A 16,996-nucleotide genomic window follows, 5' to 3' on the forward strand; every position below is an offset into this window, starting at 1 on the left:
CTAGCCGGAGACGCGGCGGTCGCGCGCCTGGCGTGCCAGCCGGATGAACCCGTAGACGAACACGGCCTCGATCAGCACCATCAGCCCGAGCAGCAGCCACTGCCCCTGGGCGATGAAGACCACGGCGCCGGTGAGGACCAGCATGGTTCCCAGCGCCAGCGCGTACACGGCGAAGCCGAGGGCCACTTTGGCGCTGCGTACACCCGTCCGGAAGCCAAAGCCCACCGGTTCGCCGCCGGGATAGCCGGCCACACGGTCCGGGACTGCGGGCTTGAGCCTGTCGAATTCCGCCCAGGGGTCCGGGTCCTGATTGCTCATGCTTCCATTATCCCGCGGTTCCCGGCCCGCCCGCCCTGTTGTTGCTCTGTCACGTACGGCTGCTAAACCGCGGTTTTGGCGACCATAAGTGACAGAGCAAACGGGGGAGACGCATCTATGCTGTTGCATAATGCGTTAGCAGTAACTAACGTATCTCTGGTGCCTGATCTTCTCGAAACTGCTGCGGAACCGAACCGGCGCCGCCTGCTCCAACTGCTGGCCCGGGGCGAGCAGTCCGTCAGTGAACTGGCGGCCAACTTTGCCGTCAGCCGGTCGGCGGTCTCCCAGCACCTGCTGCTGCTGGCCGACGTCGGACTGGTGCGTGCCAGGAAGGACGGACGCAACCGGTACTACAGTCTCGACTCCGGAGGAATGAGGAGTCTCAGGGCATCCCTGGACATTTTCTGGACCGACGAACTGGATTCACTGGTGGCCGATGCCACCGCCCTGCAGCATCCACATCACAAGGAGAACCCTGATGACCATTGACAAATCCGTCTTCATTCCGGTCGACCCGGACGCTGCCTTCGCCCTGATCACCCGGCCCGAACGGCTGCGGCGCTGGCAGGCCGTCGCCGCGCGTGTGGACCTCCGGGTGGGTGGAGAGTACCGCTGGACCATCACGCCGGGGCACTCCGCGGCGGGCAACAAGGTACTCGGCCCGGAGGCTGAGGCCGGCCACACCGAGGGGTGGAACCACTACTTCGAGCGCCTGGTCACGCTGGCCACAACGGACGACGCCGGCGCGGACGATTGGGCGGCGGCTCCGGATCCGCTTACGGAGCTCGTCAGCGCCGAGGCCACTCTCGCGATCGTCCAGCGTGTCCTGCGGACTCTGACACATGGTGACGCGGACAAGCCGACGCCGTGCGAGGACTTCACCGTGAGGGAGCTCGTGGAACACCTGGTGGGCTCCATTACGGGAATCGCGAAGTCCTTGGGCGTCGCCGTCGTCGATCAGCCGGAGGCTGCACCGGAGGTCCGCATCGCGGACGCCGCCCAGCCCACGCTGGAAGCGTTCCAGGCCCGAGGCCTGGAGGGGACCGTCGACATGGGCTTCGCGGAACTGCCGGCCTCCATGGTGGCCAACATCCTGAACCTGGAATTCCTGGTCCACGCCTGGGACTTCGCCACGGCCACCGGCCAGGACCTGGACGTTTCGCCGGTGCTGTCCGACTACGTCCTGGGCCTGGCACACAACACCATCAGCCCGCAGATGCGCGGAAAGAGCTTCGCCGACGAAACCCTGGTGGAAGAATCCGCGGCAAGCATGGACCGGCTGGTGGCATTCACGGGCCGCCAGGTCCTGGCCAACTGATCGCCGGGGTTGCTCTATCAGCTTTGGTCGCTAAACCACGGGGTTGGGGACCAAAAGTGATAGGTCATCCGAGGTGCTCGGCTCGTAGAAGGCCGGCTCCTGGTGGGTAACTACGACGGCGTCGCTCACCACGTCAGCCAGCCTGCCGTGGCGGGCGTAGGCCTGCCGCTGCAGCTTGGCGCCGGTGCCGTTGCTGAAGATCCGTTGCAGGGATGCCTCGACGTAGGCTTCGTCGCCCGCCTCGACCAGGGCGTCGCGGACATGGTTGTGGAGCGCGGCGATGACCTTGCGTGCTGACTCCGGCTTGTGGGTCAGCGGGTTCAGCAGCTCGCCCTGGATTCCCCACCGGCTGGCCAGCCAGGAACCCTGACGCAGGATGATGGCCGAAACCATGTCCGGCGCATGGCCGGATTTCCATTCCCGGGAAGCGGTCTCCACCAGACCGCGCACCAGGGCAGCGATCAGGACGGTGTCGCGGGGATCGAGGCAAACGTCGGACACCCGGATCTCCACGGTGGGGTGGCGGGCGGAGAGGCGGGCATCAAAATCAGGGTTGTTTACTACGCCCGTTGCGGCCAGATCCGCTACCCGCTGGTGGTACGCCTGGGCAGAGCCGAAAATTTCCGTCGGCCCGGCGGAGGACCATCGGTTCCAGGCCTGGGTGCGGTAGCTGGCATAGCCGCTGTCAGCGCCGTCCCAGAACGGGGAGTTGGAGGTCAACGCCATCAGTGGCGGCAGCCAGGACCTGATGCGGTCCAGGATCGCGACGCCCTCCTCGTCAGAGTCAACGGAGACATGGATGTGGCAGCCGCAGGTCAGCTGTTTGCGGGCCGTTACAGCAAACTTTTCCAGCAGCGCGTCATAGCGGGGGTCGCTGGTGGAATGGGGTGTCACTGCCAGCGGGGACGTGGCGAGGGCGGCGATCCGGGCGCCCGCCTTCCGGGCAAGCGAGTCCGCGAGGGCTCGGCCGGACAGGATCTCGGCGGAGAGCCCGGTCAGGGTGCTGTGCGGGTGGGTGATCACTTCGATCTGTTCCTGGTGGAGCTCGACGGCGAGCATCGGGTGCGTGGAAAGGTCGCCAGGTTCGCCCGGGTCCTGGAGACGCAGCAGGTCTGCGGCCAGGGGCAGGGGACTGCCGTTGGAGGGATCAACGATCAGGAATTCTTCTTCTACACCAAAAGTACGCACTAACTAAGTGTGCGGCACTAAAAGCAGCCCCAGATCCACACTTGCTCGCGGCATCCGTGGGGGCATCCGTGGGGGCATCCGTGAGGGCACAGCGGGGCATCCGGGAGGGCCGCCTGAAGCAGTTGAAATCCCCTATATCCGCGGGTGCCCATTCAGTTCCATAATGGCCACATAAGCTTCGGGGACCCTCGTGCCGATGATGGCTGGCGCGGCGCAGGGGAGTCCCAGGTGACCGCTCCGGCACTTGGCGCAAGGGGCGGCCACGCGGCACCGGACAACGATGTTCCGGATCCGCCCCCGGGGGAGAGCATCGCCACCAACGCGAAAGCAAGGCACAAAGGAAACCATCATGCTCAAGGATCGAACCATCATGGCTGTCCTTCCCGCGAAGGACATCAACAGGGCGAAGGATTTCTATCGGGACAAGCTGGGCCTGGAACCGTCCGATTCCATGGAGGACGACAGCCTGTTCTACAGCGGCGGCAACGGAACGGGTTTCCTGATCTACCAGACAGAGAACGCCGGGACGGCCAAGAACACCCAGATGGGCTGGGAAACGGACAACCTCGAACGCGAGATGGAGGAACTGCGGGGCCGCGGCGTCGTCTTTGAAGACTACGATTTCCCCGGCCTGAAGACGGAGAACGGCGTTGCCGATAATGACTGGGGGAAGGCCGCCTGGTTCCTGGACAGCGAAGGGAACATCCTCAACATCTCCCAGCGCAAGTAGCCAGGCGCGGGCTGAATGAAGCAGGCTCATTGGCGCACCAAGGGGCCGCACTTGCCGCAAAGGCAGGTGCGGCCCCTGGCGCGCCACGCTCAGGAATCGACGCGCCGCCTTCAGGAATAGAATGGGCGCCATGGGCACCGTTGACGATTCCTTGGCCGATCTGCCTGAGCCCGACCGCGGCTGCCTGCAGCATGTGATCGAGGTTGCAAGGGCCGTTGTGCCGGAGGCCGAGGAGGGGATGAGCTACGGGATGCCCGCCCTGAAATTTGAGGGAAAGCCGCTCGTGGGCGTCGTCCGGGCAGCCAAGCACCTCTCCGTCTTCCCGTTTTCCCCGGCGGTGATTGACGCCGTCGCCGGCCGGCTTGGAGGGTACTCCCTGTCCAAAGGGACCATCCGGTTCACGGCGGCGCATCCCCTCCCCGACGACGTGCTGGAGGACATCGTCCGGCTGCGCCGTGCCGAGATCCTCAAGTAGGGCCGGCGTCGGTCAGTGTTTGGACAAGGACTCTGGAAGCAGTCCGAGCTGTCCGAGGAACTCCAGCTGGTCGAAGTAGAAGTGGTGGCTGGTGATTTCGCCTCCCTCGACCCTGGCGACGTCGCAGCTTCTGACCCTGAGCTCCTTGCCGCTGGCCGGGAGGCTTTCGCCGGTAGGCAGGCTCAGCGGCCCGGTGTTGGTTCCGGCCACGAAGCCCTCATCGATCGCGACCTCCCCGGCCTCGTGCTTGTCCGTGTACTCATACCTGACGTCCGGGATGGCTTCCCAGAACTTGAAGAAGTACTTGGTTATGGCGTCACGCCCGGTGAGCTCGCCTTCATCTGGAGTGAAGGCCACGGCATCAGCGGAGTAGCAATTCGCCAGGGTTTCCTTGTCCTTTGCTGTCATGGCCGTGGTCAGACGGTCCATGACCTCGCGTGCCTGTCCCATTTCGACCTCCATTTTGTTCAGGGCGGCCTGACGGAACTGCGGGCCGCTTCGTGGTTTTGGCCTGCTGGTGCAAGGGCCAATTTAAGTACACGTCCGCCGTAGAAGAGTGTCAACGAACGGGGATACCCTCTGTGAATACCGCGGAGGAAGAGGAATCCATGGGCACAAAAACAGACGCAGAAACAGTTGAGGCAGTTCTCCATGACGGCTCAACCATCCCGGTCACGGTCCAGGGAGACGGACCCGGCGTCCTCCTGCCGGTCAGCCTGGCCCTGCACACGACGGCCGAAGCGGAGACGCTGCGCCAGTGGGGCGGGGACCCGGACCTGGGACCAAACCTCATCAACGGACTGGCACCAACCAACCGCGTCATAGCCGCGGACTACGAAGCGCACCGCATGGCCCACCCGGCGCCGCAGACGCTCAGCCCGGGGAACATCGCGAAGGATCTGCTGGCAATTGCCGGTGCCGCTGGCGTCGACCGTTTTGCCTATTACGGCTACTCCTGGCTGGCGCTGTGCGGCCTGCAACTGGCACTCCGCACCGACCGTCTGCGGGCGCTCGCCATGGGCGGGTTCCCGCCGCTCGAGGGTCCGTACCGAAGCATGCTGGCGGTCACCCGCGCCGCGCATGCCATGTCCGTGCAGAAGGCCGGCGAATCGGCCGGCGAACCGGCAGGCCCGGTCCCGGAACCCGAACCGGGCGACTGGGATTCGGTGTCGGTCCAGACCACCGAGGCGCAGACGCAGCAGTTCGTCACGCTGTACGAAGCGCTGCAGGATTTTGACGATTCCGCCGCCATACTCCCCGCCGACCTGCCCAAACTCGCGTTCGCCGGCGCCGAGGACCAGATCGACTACAAACCGGTCTGGGGCGGTGTGCGCGTGTCCATCGGGGAGCCCCTGGCGAGGCATCAAGCGGCCCTGACCAAGGCCGGGTGGGACGTCCGTGTCCTGCCGGGCCTGGATCACATGGGTGCGATGCACAGCCCGGTGGCGCTGCCCATCCTGGCAGGCTGGCTGCGGAAGGTGGGCTGGGTGAAGTAGCTAGGCTGGGGCCATGGACTTTCTCATCAGGCAGGCCGCCCCCGAGGACGCTGAAGCCGTGGTGCATATGCACACCCTGTCCCACGAGGAAACCTATGGTGAGCGGCTGTCAGCGGAGTTCTTCAGGGCCCGGAGGGCCAGCATTCCCGAACGGGTGGAACGCCGTCGACCATTCCTGGCCGGCAGCGATCCGCGCATCATTGCCGTGGACGCCAACCATGAAGTGGTGGGTTTCGCCGACTCGGGTCCCGCACGGGATGAGGACGGCCCGGAGGCGCTGGAACTGTATTCGCTGTACACACTCCGGCGGACGCACGGCAGCGGGCTGGGGGCCGCGTTGCTGAGCGCGGCCATCGGTGAGAGCCCGGCGTATCTCTGGGTGCTGGAGAACAATCCCCGTGCGCAGGCCTTCTACGTCAAACACGGCTTTCGCCCTGACGGCACGCGCGGCCAGCTGCCATTCGAGTGGGAAGAACTGCCCGAAATCCGGATGGTCCGTCCGGGGCGGGCCCGGTCATGACTATGCGGACAGGATCCTTGCCGGATAAGGGGCCGCCACCGCGCTGGGCCAGGATCGCTGTCGTGGTTTATCTGTCCGGGACGGTTGCCAATATTGGCGTTGCGCTCCTCGCCGGATCCCTCGACCTGGATCTGGATGAGACGGTCCGGGAGTGGCTGGTGCGGTCCTTGGTGGTCCTGACGCTTCCCGTTTCGGCAGCGTATTTCGCCGTGGTCTTCCTCCTTGATTCCTCGGGTCCGCCGCCGCAGGGTGGGTTGAGGCCGACGGCGGTTCTCTTCTATCTGGGTTTCCTCGCCCTTGCGGTGGTCAACGCAGCGCTCTTCCGGTGGATGGTTCTAAACACCCGGAAGCCGGTGCCGGCCGCCGTCACGCCTGCCCCTGTGCCTCAGGATCTGGGAGTGAGCATTCACGGGGTCACTCGGTATGTCCGGCATCTTCGGTGGACGGTACCTCTGGCAGTTTTGCTGAGCCTTCCGCAGTGGTTCGTGGCCGGTTTTGCCTGGTGCGGGATCAGCGGTTGCAGCGGAGGAGGCTTCGGCGTGTCCACCGGGACCGAATGGCTTGCGGTCATTATGAGCGTGGTGAACGGATTCATCCTCGCGGTGGCTGTCTTCGTCGTGCCCTGGCTGTATCCCACAGGGAAGCGGGCCCTGATAGCCTTGGCGGCCGGAACGCTGTTCGGGCTTCTGGGGGCGGCAGTCACCCACGGCTGAGGCCTGCGTTCACCGGGGCGCGGGTTTGCCTTGACGCTCCGCGAGGGGTTGAGGAACATGGGCGGTATCGGCGCAGTCTGCCCGTCCGAGCTCCCGGCGCCTCCCGAACCACAAGGGACGTGCTGACATGTCGGAGCCCGCCAAACCCGGTTCAGTGAAACTCCTGCCGCCGCTCCGGCGCTTGCTGGTCCTGGCCGCCATCCTCGCTGTGATGCTGACCGGCTGCACCGGATCCCCAACGGCGCCGGTGCAGACTACCCAGGCCGCCGCGAAGTACAGGACCGGTCTGGAGGATTTCAGCAGGCGGATGCTGGACCTCGGGGCTCCGGCCGTCCTGATCGAGGCGCGGATCAACGGCGAAGTCTGGTCACACGCCGGTGGGGTCCGCAGCCTGGGCAGCGCAGCGCCGGCTGAAGCCTCGGATTCCACGCACATCGGCAGCGTCACGAAATCCATGGTGGCAGTTTCGGTGCTCAAGCTCGTGGAGGACGGCCTCGTACAACTGGACGATCCGGTGGCGAACCACCTCCCCGACTTCGACAGTCTGGTGAATCCCCGGGGCGCCGTCACGGTGGCACATCTCCTGCGGCACGAAAGTGGAATCCCCAGCTACGAAGAGGAACTTTTCAGCTCCCGGCCCATCCGCCAGGCGCTGACGCAAAAGTTGTCGCTGGGTGAGAGCCTGGCCTTGTCAAGAGCAATGCCATGGGTGCGGACGCCCGGCAGCGGCGCGGACTACTCAAACTCGAACTACGTCGTGCTCGGCCTCCTGCTGGAGCGCCTTCGCGGCCGGCCAGTGGCCGAGATCCTGCGAAACGATGTGTTTGAACCACTGGGAATGAAGGACACGCATTTGACAGGCACCGGCACGCCTCCGTCCACCATGATCCACGGCCAACTTGAAGTTGACGGCGAACGGCTGGACTCGGCCTATTTGGGTGCAATCGTCGGCAACCCCGCGGGCGGCGTCGTCTCGACTGTCGGCGACCTGAACACGTTCTACGCCTCGCTCATGGAGGGGCGGCTCCTGAAGCCGGCCACCCTCCAGCAGATGCAGCTGGCCCCTTTCGGCTTCTTCGGAATGGGCCTGCTGCGATGGAAGGACCTCTGCGGTGGCTTCTACTACGGGCACGACGGCGACTGGGCCGGGTACCGGACCATGGTGGTTACCAGCGCGGACGCCAAGCGGCAGGTGGCAATTGCCATTACGTACCCGCCGGAATCGTGGGACCCTGCGGCATACAGTCCCGACAATCCTGTCGGACCGGACGCGCTGTACAGGGCCGCGCGGACGGCCCTCGATGTCAACTGCTAGTGCGGTGACCACAGGCATAAGCCATGGGCTAAGACAGTGGGCGAACAGCCCTCGGCAACGCCGGCAATCATGGGTACGGTAGCGTCATGCAAAAGATATCGATTGAGGCTTTGGCCCGTCAGCAGATCGCTGCCGCTGTTGCGGCGCCCAGCGGGCGGGCAGCCGATACAGCGTTCGGCGGGCATGAGAAGAAACTGCGCCAGACCGTCATGGCCTTCCGTGCCGGCACGCAGCTCAGCGAGCACCAGAACCCCGGCGAGGCAACGGTCTATGTGCTGAAGGGATCGGTCTGGTTGAGGGCTGGCGGGGAGTCGTGGCAGGGCAAGGCAGGGGATCTCCTGATCGTGCCGGACGGGCTGCATAGCCTGGAAGCGGAAGAGGACTCGGCGGTGCTGTTCACGGTGGTCAAGACCGACAGGTAGCCCGGGGCTGGTTAACTGGCAGGGAAGTCGAGAGAAGGAGCACCCATGCCCGGTTTGCCCGCATCACCGAAACTACGGGTAAGTCTGCCCAGCCAGAACCTGGTGGACGCGCTCGCGCCGTCCGCCGGCGTCGAACTCTTCCTGTGGGACCTGACCGGCCCGGCGCCGGCCGACCAGTTCGACATTGTGGTGCCGCCCTACATGGGCGGGGTAGGGGCGCTGGCTGCGCTGGACTCCGTGGACGTCGGCCTGGTGCAGAGCCAGCTGATCGGGTACGACGGCGTCGAGGCGGTTCTGCCCGCGGGGTGCCTGTTCGCCAACGCGGCCGGAGTGCATGAGACGTCGACGGCGGAACTTGCGTTGGGCATGATCATCGCCAGCCAGCGGGGGATCCCGGACTTTGTGCGGAATTCGGCGACGGGGACCTGGGACCACCGCGAGCGCCCCAGCCTGGCCGACAGGCGCGTTTTGCTGGTGGGCTACGGGGGAGTGGGGAAGGCGATTGAGGCCCGGCTGCTGCCGTTCGAGACCGAGGTGACGCGGCTGGCCAGCCGCGGCCGCGACGATGAGCGCGGCAGGATCCATGGGATTGATTCCCTGTACGAGCAGCTGCCGCTGCACGACATTGTGGTGGTCAGCGTCCCGCTGAGCGAGCAGACCCGGCACCTGGTTGACGCCCGGTTCCTGGCGGCGATGCCGGACGGCGCACTGCTGGTGAATGTGGCCCGCGGGCCGGTGGCTGACACCGAGGCCCTGCTGCGCGAGACGTCGTCCGGCAGGCTCCGGGCCGCCCTGGACGTGACGGACCCGGAACCGCTGCCGCGCGATCATCCGCTATGGACCGTACCCGGTGTCCTGATCACCCCGCACGTGGGTGGGGCGAGCACCGCCATGCTGCCGCGGGTGGCGCGGCTCATCCGGAAGCAGATCGGGTTGCTGCAGGCCGGGCAGGAACCGGTGAACGTGGTGCTGGGTGGGGCCGCCGGGCGGTAGCTGAGGCCGGCGCATTCCGGGGGCGAGCCGTGTCTTTGGCCTTTTCTCCAACGACTTGCGCCTAGCATGACGCTGGTAGGCGCATCCACTATCTCCGAGTTGAAGGCCAGAGGCCCGGAAGCTATCCGTGACTTACGGAATGCGGGTGCCGGACCTTCATCTTCAACCACTTAAGGATCCAATGCGCAACCGCTATTTAATCCCTGCCCTGACCGCTGCAACAGCACTCATGCTTTCGGGTTGTGTGGACAACAGCGCCCCGGCGGCGGCGGATAAAGCGTCTTCTTCCGCGGACACCGCAGTCCAGAAGAATGAGGAACTTGCGGCTTTGCTGCCGGAGAAAATGAAATCCGCGGGCGTCCTGAACGTGGGCATGGCCAACAATTACCCGCCCAACGAATTCAAGGATGGCAACGGCGCCCCGGCCGGCTGGTCGGTGGACCTCACCAATGCGTTGGGGGCCTCGCTCGGGCTGAAGGTCAACTTTGATATCGGCACGTTCGACAACATTCTCCCGTCCGTCAAGGCGGGCAAGGACGACATGGGCATGTCGTCCTTCACCGACACTCTGGAACGCGAAAAGCAGGTGGATTTCGTGAACTACTACTCGGCGGGCATCCAGTGGGCGGCGCCGAAGGGCAAGACCGTGGACCCGGACAACGCCTGCGGACTCAAGGTTGCCGTCCAGGCCACCACGTATGAGGACACCCACGAGGTGCCGGCCAAGTCCAAGGCGTGCACGGATGCGGGCAAACCCGCCATCGAAATCTTCAAGTACGACGCCCAGGACCAGGCGACCAACGCGCTGGTGGTGGGCCAGGTGGACGCCATGAGTGCGGACTCGCCGGTGACCCTCTACGCGATCTCGCAGACGAAGGAGAAACTGCAGACCGCCGGGGATGCCTTTGAAGTGGCGCCCTACGGGATTCCGGTGGACAAGGGGAGCGCGTTCACCCCGGTGCTGCAGAAGGCACTGCAGGCCCTGATCGACGACGGAACCTACAACAGGATCCTGTCCAAGTGGGGCGTGGAAAGCGGCGGCGTGAAGACGGCGGCGCTCAACGTGGCGTCGTCGGCCAAGTAACCAGCCGTGACTCTTCCCAAACACGCCGCCATGGCGCGCCCCAACCCCGCAACAGGCGGAACTGACGCGCAGGGCGACGCCATCGTGGCGGTTCCCCTGCGCCACCCGTGGCGGATCTCGATCGCCGTCGTCCTGGTGTTCCTGCTGGCGCTGTTCATCGTGGATGCTTCGCAGCGGCCGGACTACGGCTGGGCGGAGGTGGGCAAGTACCTCTTCGACCGCCGGATCAGCCAGGCGGCCTGGGTGACCCTGACGCTCACCATCTACGCCATGATCGGCGCCATCGTCCTCGGGCTGCTCCTGGCCATCATGCGGCTCTCGCCGAATCCTGTGGTCAAGAGCATTGCCTGGCTGTACCTGTGGATCTTCCGCGGGACCCCGGTCTACGTCCAGCTGGTGTTCTGGGGCATCGTGGCGCTCATCTACCCCGTGTTCACCATCGGGATACCGTTCATGACGCCGTGGATCACCATTCCCAACGACGTGTTCACCAACCTCTACATCACGGCGGTGATCGGGCTGGCGCTGAATGAGGCCGCCTACATGTCCGAGATTGTCCGCGCCGGACTGCTGTCCGTCGATGAGGGCCAGGAGGAGGCGTCGACGGCGCTCGCCATGTCGTGGGGCCAGACCATGCGTTACGTGGTGGTTCCGCAGGCCATGAAGATCATCATTCCGCCCACGGGCAATGAGGTGATCTCCATGCTAAAAACCACCTCGCTGGTGGCGGCCATTCCGCTCAGCATCGACCTCTATGGGGTGTCCCGCGGCATCTCCGCCGTGACGTTCACCCCGGTGCCGCTGCTCATCGTGGCATCGATCTGGTACCTGCTGTTCACGTCTGTCCTGATGGTGGGGCAGCACTTCATCGAGAAGCGCTTCTCCCGCGGTACGGGACGGCGGCAGGCGGGACCGGCGTCGGAAACTGAAACTGGGGCGGCGGCAGTGACTGCCGCGCCGCTGGGCAATGACTTGGGAGGCAAGGGATGAGCGCTACTGCGATGGTGACCGCGGACCGGATCTCCAAGAGCTTCGGTTCCAACAACGTGCTGCGCAGCATCAGCCTGGAAGTCCAGGCGGGCGAGGTGCTGTGCATCGTGGGGCCCAGCGGCTCCGGCAAGTCCACGTTCCTGCGCTGCATCAACCACCTGGAAAAGATCGACGCCGGCCGCCTCTTCGTGGAGGGGCAGCTGGTGGGTTACCGGCAAAAGGGCGACAAACTCCATGAGCTCAAGCCCAAGGAAGCAGCGCTCCAGCGCCGCGACATCGGCATGGTGTTCCAGCGGTTCAACCTCTTTCCGCACATGACCGCGCTGGAAAACATCATCCAGGCGCCCATGCGGGTCAAGCGCATTCCGAAGGCCAAAGCCAGCCTGCGCGCCCTGGAGCTGATGGAGCGCGTGGGGCTGGGGGACAAGGCGGACCACTACCCGGCGCACCTGTCCGGCGGGCAGCAGCAGCGCGTGGCCATCGCCCGGGCGCTGGCCATGGATCCGAAGCTGATGCTCTTCGACGAACCGACCAGCGCCCTGGACCCGGAGCTGGTGGGCGAGGTGCTGGACGTGATGAAGGAGCTGGCCACGAGCGGCATGACCATGATCGTGGTGACCCACGAGATGGGCTTTGCCCGCGAAGTGGCGGACTCCATCGCCTTTATGGACGGCGGCGTGGTGGTTGAGTCGGGCCCGCCCCGCGAGCTGCTGGGCAATCCCCAGCAGGACCGGACCAAGGCGTTCCTCTCAAAGGTGCTGTAGGCGCGGGGCCGCGACGGCAGCCGGAAGACCCCGCAGGGCTAACGCCGGCAGGTCCGGCAGGTAGGATCGGAACACTGCCGCAGGGCATTCAAGGTTTTGGGGGAACTTGTGAACAACTTTCTGATGCACCGCGCCGCCTGCGGTCCGCGAGATCCTGGCGGGAACGCGAAAACTCTTCTGCGCGCCGGGGTGGCGTTGCTGGCCGCGGCCGGGCTCCTGCTGGGCCCCGCCGTCGTCGCCGTTCCGGCGTCCGCTGAAGACGCGACGGTGACTGGCCCGACCGTGACTGACCCCACCGTCACAGACTCAACCGTGATCGACGCCGGCATCCAGCCCTTGGGCGTGGCGGCCGCGCCGGACGGCACCCTGTACGTCAGCGATTACCACTGGGCGGGCGGCATCAGCGTCTTCCAGCCCGGCGAAACACGCGCCTCGCGCACCATCAAGGTGGGAGGTCTTCCCTCGTCACTAGCGGTGACGACGGACGGGACCCTCTATGTGCTCCAGTCGACCGAGTCCGGGCAGGCCCAAATCGGAGTTGTAGCCCCCGGCGCGGCCGAAGCGGGCTTTGCGATCGCGGTGAGCCCGGGCGCGCACTGGCTGGCGGCCGGACCGGACGGATCGCTCTACGCGACCAACCCGGCTGAAGGGACCGTGTCGGTGGTGCCGCCCGGCGCTGTCTGGACCCAGCGCTCCATCCTGGCGGGGCCTTACCCTGTGGAGGTGGCCCTGGCGAAGGACGGGACCGCGTACGCCACCAACGAGTACGAGGGCACTGTCACCGTGGTGCCCGCCGGTTCGCCGAGCCCCTCCCACACCATCACCGTGGGCGCGAAGGACCACCCGCACGGGATTGCCGCCGCGCCGGACGGAACCGTCTATGTGGCAAACATCCTCAGGAATGACGTGGCGGTCATCGAATCCGGCGGAACCACGGTGGCGCGGCGGATCCCGGTGGGCGGTGCACCGCAGGAGGTGGTGGCCGCTCCGGACGGCACGATCTACGTGACGAACAGTGCGGACAACACGGTCTCGGTCATCCCGCCCGGGGCTACGGCCGCGGCGGAGACGATTCCCACCGGTGAGGACCCCGGCCGCATGGCTGTCCGGGCCGACGGCTCCGTGGTGGTGGTGAACAGGGGCGGCAGGTCCCTGACGGTGATCGCCGCGGCAGGTGCGCCCGCGCCTGGTGCCGGAACGTCCGACGGCGGGGAGGCCAGCGCGGAGTCCCGGGGGTCAGGCGGAGGTGCTTCAGCCGGAGGTTCTTCAGCTGGGGGTGCCACTGGCGGGGCCTCCGGGCCCGGGCTTCCTGCGATTGCCGCCGGGGCGGCGGCGCTGTTGCTGGGCGGCGCCGGTGCCCTGATCGTGGTGCTGCGGCGGCGACGACAGGGCAGGGCAGAGTCGCCTGCCTGGACGTTCAACTAGGGACGAATCCGTCTCCGACCCAGCCGCGATTGCAATCGCCCCAGCCAAGAGTGCGGCATTGGCCCCAGAAGATTCCGACGACACCCAGCGGAGCAGCCAAGGCCCCGACGCCGAGGGGAAGGCTGATCTGGGCCAGCTGGTTGACGGTCATTCTCAGTCCGAGGGCAGCACCATGCAGCGAAGGCTTCGTCAGGGAGGCGGGGCGACTGGCAAAGAGCCTCTTTCGTCGGCGGGCTCTTTGTTGATACCAGAAGGCTTCACGTTCTTGGTGACGATCGCGGCCGAGATGGAGCCGAGGACCATGAGGATTCCTGCGGTCTGCATCAACGTGAAGTCTTCGCCGGCAACCACCCACCCAAGGATGATGGCCGCGACTGGACTGAGTAGCCCGAGGAAGGCTGTGGTGCTTGCGGGAAGCCCGGCGACGCCGCGGAACCACATGACGTAGGCGAAGGCGGTGCCGACGACAGAAAGATAGGCATAGCCGACAAGGTTCGACGGCGTCAGCGGAATGACGGGAAGCCCCTCGACCGCGAGCATGACGACCGCGAGAGTGAGGCCTCCCGTGATGAGCTGCCAGGCCGTGGTGGTTAGCGGGGCCGCGGGCTGTCCCCACTTCTTGGAAAGCACCATCCCGGACGCCATGGAAAGGGTTCCGCCGATTGCGGCGAGGACTCCGATGGCATCCAGGCGGGCTTGAGCCTGAAGCGTTATGAGGCCCACGCCGAACACGGCTGTCACGCCGGCCACTACGATGCGCGGGGTCAGCCGTTCGTGGAGGACCCTGCTGGCCAGGAGTGCGACAACGAGCGGCTGGATGCCGCCGACGATCGCCGCCACACCGCCGGGAAGCCGGTACGCCGCGATGAAGAGCAGCGCAAAGAACGCCCCGATGTTGAGAATCCCGAGGACCCAGGACTTCCACCACCACTCACCGCGCGGCAACTGGCGGCAAACCAATAGGAGCAGCACTCCCGCGGGGAGCGCGCGCAACGTAGCGGCCAGCAGCGGACGATCTTCGGGCAGGAACATTGTGGTCGTAAGGTACGTGGTGCCCCACAGAGCGGGCGCCAAGGCAGTGGTCCGGATGAGGAATCTACGATTGCTAAGCACTTAGCTATTCTAGCTAAGTGCTTAGCAATTGCCTAGGCTTGGCCCATGGCAGACAATGTGGATCGCATCCTTGAACAGTGGCACGCCGAGAAGCCGGGCCTCGACGTCTCGCCGATGGCCGTCATTGGCCGGTTGAGCCGCACCGCAACCGCCGTGGAATCGCGTTTGGCGGACACCTTCGCGCGGCATGGCCTGGATGCGTCATCGTTCGACGTGCTCGCCACGCTGCTGCGCAGCGGCGCCCCGTATCGAATCACGCCGGCGGAACTGGCGCGCGACTCAATGATCTCTACGAGCGCCGTAGCGCAGAGGCTGAACAAGCTGGAAAGCCGCGGGTTCGTCAAGCGCGAAGCAAACCCTGACGACGGCCGCGGCACAGTCGTTGCGCTCACCGGTGCCGGGAAGGGACTCATCGAGAAGGCATTGCCTGACCATCTCGAAACCGAACATGTCATCGTCGCAGCACTTAGCGTCAAGGAACAGGCGCAACTTGCATCGCTGCTACGCCGGATCGAGGATGCGGCTGGTTCCTGAGGACGACGGCAACCCCGGCGAGCTGTCCGTTGGCCGTCCGGTTCGGGAACAGCTCGCCGCGAGCACCCTACCTTTCGTCGTGGAATGGCTCCACCCTATCGCCAGGTCCCCAGGGTGTAGGACCCGAGGGAGGCGAGGAACGCCGTCGTATCTTCTGCCACGCGCTCCGGGCACTCCCACAGCACCACGTGCGCCACATCGGGATAGACCTTCAGTACGGAGCCGGGGATCCGGGCTGCCAAGATTTCCTGGTCGCCGCGTGGCAGCAGGTTGTCCTGGCCGCCCCACAGGATCAGCGTGGGCACGTTGATGGTTCCCGATTCCGTGGGCGGGGTGGCCTCGCACAGTCCGCTCAGGATGCCCTTCCAGGCGCGGGCCGGCATTCTGAGACCGTCGCGCACGCGGTCCTCGAGGAACCGCTGCGGAACATCGTGCAGCAGGGTAAACCAGGACAGGGAATCCCGGACCCAGGCCTCGTCGAGGGGGTCCGTCAGGCGGTCCACTTCGTCGGCGAAGGGTGCCCGCCCGCGGAGGCTCAAGGGTGCGCCCGCCAGCACCAGCGCCGCAACCCTTTGCGGATGGGCGATGGCCAGCTGCTGGGCGACGTAACCGCCGCTTGAAGAGCCGACGACGACGGCGCTCGGCACATTGAGGGCGTCCAGGATCGCTGCTGCGTCCTCCGCCTGTTCCGCCAGGGAGTAGCCGCCCTCCGGTTTGTCCGCCTCGCCTTGCCCGCGGAGGTCGGGAGCATAGATTCTGCAGCCGGTCAGCAGGGGAATCAGGCGGTCAAAGCTGCCGCTTGATTCGCCCCACGCGTGCAGCAGCAGCACCGGTTTCGCATCGGCGTCGCCGTGGATGAGGCACGGAACTGAGATGCCGGTGCGGAGCGTGAGGTAGCGGACCTCGGAGTCCATGGATTCAGGCTACGCTGTGGGCCGCTCTCTGTAGAGTTTCGCTTATGGATAGCCCGGTGAGGGTCCGCTACGCGCGCGTCGAGGACTCGGCCGAGATGGCGCGCGTGAATGTGCGGTCGTGGCTTGAGACGTACCGCGGAGTCATGGCGGACCACGTCCTCGATGACCCGGGGTTGCTTGCTGCCCGGGAGCGGTTCTGGACCGCCATGCTCAGCGATGAGCGCTACCGCGCAAACCGCGTGGCGGTGGCCGAGCGCAACAGCGAAGTGATCGGGATCGCGATGGCAGGGCCTCCGCAGAGCCCCGGGGCGGAGTGGGGCACGCACCTCTACGTGCTGTACGTCGTGGCGGCTGAGTACGGGACTGGCATCGGGGCCGCCCTCCTGGACACCGTCGTCGGACCTGACGATTCGGCAGCGCTCTGGGTGGCCGATCCAAATCCTCGGGCGCAGGCGTTCTACCGCAAGCACGGGTTCGTGGCGGACGGGACCGTGAATGTGGAGGACGGCGTGCGCGAGATCCGCATGGTGCGGATCTCCTCCGGGAAGCCTCGCCGGTCCTGACTCGCTGCAACGTGAGACCGGTGTTCACTTTCGGTTAACCGGGGATTGGCCACGCGGTTGAATACTGCCTACACACTCGATATGAACGCGCGATCATTCGAGTGCATCCCACAAATAAAAC

The 16,996-nt window shown here is 65.8% G+C and carries 21 protein-coding genes; 16 read left to right on the plus strand and 5 right to left on the minus strand.

The genetic code is table 11. From position 1 onward, the window contains the following. Entirely contained in the window at positions 1 to 318 is a 318-nt protein-coding gene (locus NIBR502772_RS07150) for a hypothetical protein (protein ID WP_141139649.1), read from the minus strand. 159 nt (positions 319 to 477) lie between these two features. Between NIBR502772_RS07150 and NIBR502772_RS07155 the strand changes: the two genes are divergently transcribed. Together NIBR502772_RS07155 and NIBR502772_RS07160 are read left to right on the plus strand one after the other, a co-directional pair. Next, complete coding sequence (locus NIBR502772_RS07155; RefSeq protein WP_246848719.1) at positions 478 to 807, plus strand: helix-turn-helix transcriptional regulator; 330 nt, start codon at positions 478 to 480, stop codon at positions 805 to 807. Beyond that, on the plus strand, positions 797 to 1,636 hold the full coding sequence (locus NIBR502772_RS07160) for a TIGR03086 family metal-binding protein (protein WP_141139651.1): 840 nt from the start codon (positions 797 to 799) through the stop codon (positions 1,634 to 1,636). Before NIBR502772_RS07155 ends, NIBR502772_RS07160 begins: the two co-directional genes overlap by 11 nt. 30 nt (positions 1,637 to 1,666) lie before the next feature. On the opposite strand, the gene NIBR502772_RS07165 is transcribed toward NIBR502772_RS07160, so the two are convergent. After that, a complete protein-coding gene (locus NIBR502772_RS07165) occupies positions 1,667 to 2,824 on the minus strand; it encodes a glutamate--cysteine ligase (protein WP_141139652.1) in 1,158 nt (385 codons plus the stop codon). A 349-nt stretch (positions 2,825 to 3,173) separates the two neighbouring features. Between NIBR502772_RS07165 and NIBR502772_RS07170 the strand changes: the two genes are divergently transcribed. Both NIBR502772_RS07170 and NIBR502772_RS07175 read left to right on the plus strand, forming a co-directional pair. Beyond that, a complete protein-coding gene (locus NIBR502772_RS07170) occupies positions 3,174 to 3,554 on the plus strand; it encodes a VOC family protein (protein WP_141139653.1) in 381 nt (126 codons plus the stop codon). Positions 3,555 to 3,684: 130 nt separating this feature from the next. Next, positions 3,685 to 4,029, plus strand: coding sequence for an iron chaperone (locus NIBR502772_RS07175; RefSeq protein ID WP_141139654.1), 345 nt, complete (start codon positions 3,685 to 3,687; stop codon positions 4,027 to 4,029). A gap of 12 nt (positions 4,030 to 4,041) precedes the next feature. Here the strand turns inward: NIBR502772_RS07175 and NIBR502772_RS07180 are convergent, their stop codons facing one another. After that, a complete protein-coding gene (locus NIBR502772_RS07180) occupies positions 4,042 to 4,479 on the minus strand; it encodes a nuclear transport factor 2 family protein (RefSeq protein ID WP_141139655.1) in 438 nt (145 codons plus the stop codon). 158 nt (positions 4,480 to 4,637) lie between these two features. On the opposite strand from NIBR502772_RS07180, the gene NIBR502772_RS07185 reads away from it, so the two are divergent. The 10 genes from NIBR502772_RS07185 to NIBR502772_RS07230 all read left to right on the plus strand — a co-directional run bounded on the left by NIBR502772_RS07185 (position 4,638) and on the right by NIBR502772_RS07230 (position 13,751). Further along, on the plus strand, positions 4,638 to 5,525 hold the full coding sequence (locus NIBR502772_RS07185; protein WP_141139656.1) for an alpha/beta fold hydrolase: 888 nt from the start codon (positions 4,638 to 4,640) through the stop codon (positions 5,523 to 5,525). A 13-nt stretch (positions 5,526 to 5,538) separates the two neighbouring features. Then, complete coding sequence (locus tag NIBR502772_RS07190) at positions 5,539 to 6,045, plus strand: GNAT family N-acetyltransferase (protein ID WP_141139657.1); 507 nt, start codon at positions 5,539 to 5,541, stop codon at positions 6,043 to 6,045. A gap of 62 nt (positions 6,046 to 6,107) precedes the next feature. Further along, complete coding sequence (locus tag NIBR502772_RS07195; protein WP_141139658.1) at positions 6,108 to 6,758, plus strand: hypothetical protein; 651 nt, start codon at positions 6,108 to 6,110, stop codon at positions 6,756 to 6,758. A gap of 127 nt (positions 6,759 to 6,885) precedes the next feature. Beyond that, positions 6,886 to 8,073, plus strand: a complete 1,188-nt coding sequence (locus NIBR502772_RS07200) for a serine hydrolase (RefSeq protein ID WP_141139659.1) — start codon at positions 6,886 to 6,888, stop codon at positions 8,071 to 8,073. A gap of 86 nt (positions 8,074 to 8,159) precedes the next feature. Beyond that, positions 8,160 to 8,495: a cupin domain-containing protein gene (locus NIBR502772_RS07205; RefSeq protein ID WP_056346835.1), complete on the plus strand. Its 336-nt coding sequence runs from the start codon at positions 8,160 to 8,162 to the stop codon at positions 8,493 to 8,495. A gap of 45 nt (positions 8,496 to 8,540) precedes the next feature. Beyond that, positions 8,541 to 9,488: a 2-hydroxyacid dehydrogenase gene (locus tag NIBR502772_RS07210; RefSeq protein WP_141139660.1), complete on the plus strand. Its 948-nt coding sequence runs from the start codon at positions 8,541 to 8,543 to the stop codon at positions 9,486 to 9,488. A 181-nt stretch (positions 9,489 to 9,669) separates the two neighbouring features. After that, a complete protein-coding gene (locus NIBR502772_RS07215; protein WP_058929859.1) occupies positions 9,670 to 10,572 on the plus strand; it encodes an ABC transporter substrate-binding protein in 903 nt (300 codons plus the stop codon). 6 nt (positions 10,573 to 10,578) lie between these two features. Next, on the plus strand, positions 10,579 to 11,562 hold the full coding sequence (locus tag NIBR502772_RS07220) for an amino acid ABC transporter permease (protein ID WP_371706781.1): 984 nt from the start codon (positions 10,579 to 10,581) through the stop codon (positions 11,560 to 11,562). Positions 11,563 to 11,573: 11 nt separating this feature from the next. Further along, a complete protein-coding gene (locus NIBR502772_RS07225; protein WP_141141975.1) occupies positions 11,574 to 12,326 on the plus strand; it encodes an amino acid ABC transporter ATP-binding protein in 753 nt (250 codons plus the stop codon). A gap of 108 nt (positions 12,327 to 12,434) precedes the next feature. Beyond that, positions 12,435 to 13,751, plus strand: a complete 1,317-nt coding sequence (locus tag NIBR502772_RS07230; RefSeq protein WP_246848720.1) for a hypothetical protein — start codon at positions 12,435 to 12,437, stop codon at positions 13,749 to 13,751. A 189-nt stretch (positions 13,752 to 13,940) separates the two neighbouring features. Here NIBR502772_RS07230 and NIBR502772_RS07235 read toward each other — a convergent pair whose 3' ends face one another. Then, positions 13,941 to 14,864: an EamA family transporter gene (locus tag NIBR502772_RS07235; protein ID WP_141139661.1), complete on the minus strand. Its 924-nt coding sequence runs from the start codon at positions 14,862 to 14,864 to the stop codon at positions 13,941 to 13,943. A 45-nt stretch (positions 14,865 to 14,909) separates the two neighbouring features. Between NIBR502772_RS07235 and NIBR502772_RS07240 the strand changes: the two genes are divergently transcribed. Continuing rightward, a complete protein-coding gene (locus tag NIBR502772_RS07240) occupies positions 14,910 to 15,398 on the plus strand; it encodes a MarR family winged helix-turn-helix transcriptional regulator (protein WP_141139662.1) in 489 nt (162 codons plus the stop codon). 95 nt (positions 15,399 to 15,493) lie between these two features. On the opposite strand, the gene NIBR502772_RS07245 is transcribed toward NIBR502772_RS07240, so the two are convergent. Then, positions 15,494 to 16,312 carry an alpha/beta fold hydrolase gene (locus NIBR502772_RS07245; RefSeq protein WP_141139663.1) on the minus strand — a complete coding sequence of 273 codons (819 nt, stop codon included), beginning with the start codon at positions 16,310 to 16,312 and terminating at the stop codon, positions 15,494 to 15,496. Positions 16,313 to 16,356: 44 nt separating this feature from the next. Between NIBR502772_RS07245 and NIBR502772_RS07250 the strand changes: the two genes are divergently transcribed. Next, positions 16,357 to 16,875 carry a GNAT family N-acetyltransferase gene (locus NIBR502772_RS07250; protein ID WP_210412400.1) on the plus strand — a complete coding sequence of 173 codons (519 nt, stop codon included), beginning with the start codon at positions 16,357 to 16,359 and terminating at the stop codon, positions 16,873 to 16,875. The last annotated feature ends 121 nt before the right edge of the window (positions 16,876 to 16,996 follow it).

The sequence above is a fragment of the Pseudarthrobacter sp. NIBRBAC000502772 genome (genome assembly GCF_006517235.1).
Taxonomy (GTDB): Bacteria; Actinomycetota; Actinomycetes; order Actinomycetales; family Micrococcaceae; genus Arthrobacter.

Excerpts from the sequence above, each read along its gene's own strand:
- NIBR502772_RS07150 (WP_141139649.1), bottom strand. The coding sequence starts at position 318 with ATGAGCAATCAGGACCCGGACCCCTGGGCGGAATTCGACAGGCTCAAG.
- NIBR502772_RS07160 (WP_141139651.1), top strand. The coding sequence starts at position 797 with ATGACCATTGACAAATCCGTCTTCATTCCGGTCGACCCGGACGCTGCC.
- NIBR502772_RS07170 (WP_141139653.1), top strand. The coding sequence starts at position 3,174 with ATGCTCAAGGATCGAACCATCATGGCTGTCCTTCCCGCGAAGGACATC.
- NIBR502772_RS07175 (WP_141139654.1), top strand. The coding sequence starts at position 3,685 with ATGGGCACCGTTGACGATTCCTTGGCCGATCTGCCTGAGCCCGACCGC.
- NIBR502772_RS07180 (WP_141139655.1), bottom strand. The coding sequence starts at position 4,479 with ATGGGACAGGCACGCGAGGTCATGGACCGTCTGACCACGGCCATGACA.
- NIBR502772_RS07185 (WP_141139656.1), top strand. The coding sequence starts at position 4,638 with ATGGGCACAAAAACAGACGCAGAAACAGTTGAGGCAGTTCTCCATGAC.
- NIBR502772_RS07190 (WP_141139657.1), top strand. The coding sequence starts at position 5,539 with ATGGACTTTCTCATCAGGCAGGCCGCCCCCGAGGACGCTGAAGCCGTG.
- NIBR502772_RS07200 (WP_141139659.1), top strand. The coding sequence starts at position 6,886 with ATGTCGGAGCCCGCCAAACCCGGTTCAGTGAAACTCCTGCCGCCGCTC.
- NIBR502772_RS07205 (WP_056346835.1), top strand. The coding sequence starts at position 8,160 with ATGCAAAAGATATCGATTGAGGCTTTGGCCCGTCAGCAGATCGCTGCC.
- NIBR502772_RS07210 (WP_141139660.1), top strand. The coding sequence starts at position 8,541 with ATGCCCGGTTTGCCCGCATCACCGAAACTACGGGTAAGTCTGCCCAGC.
- NIBR502772_RS07215 (WP_058929859.1), top strand. The coding sequence starts at position 9,670 with ATGCGCAACCGCTATTTAATCCCTGCCCTGACCGCTGCAACAGCACTC.
- NIBR502772_RS07225 (WP_141141975.1), top strand. The coding sequence starts at position 11,574 with ATGGTGACCGCGGACCGGATCTCCAAGAGCTTCGGTTCCAACAACGTG.
- NIBR502772_RS07240 (WP_141139662.1), top strand. The coding sequence starts at position 14,910 with ATGGCAGACAATGTGGATCGCATCCTTGAACAGTGGCACGCCGAGAAG.
- NIBR502772_RS07245 (WP_141139663.1), bottom strand. The coding sequence starts at position 16,312 with ATGGACTCCGAGGTCCGCTACCTCACGCTCCGCACCGGCATCTCAGTT.
- NIBR502772_RS07250 (WP_210412400.1), top strand. The coding sequence starts at position 16,357 with ATGGATAGCCCGGTGAGGGTCCGCTACGCGCGCGTCGAGGACTCGGCC.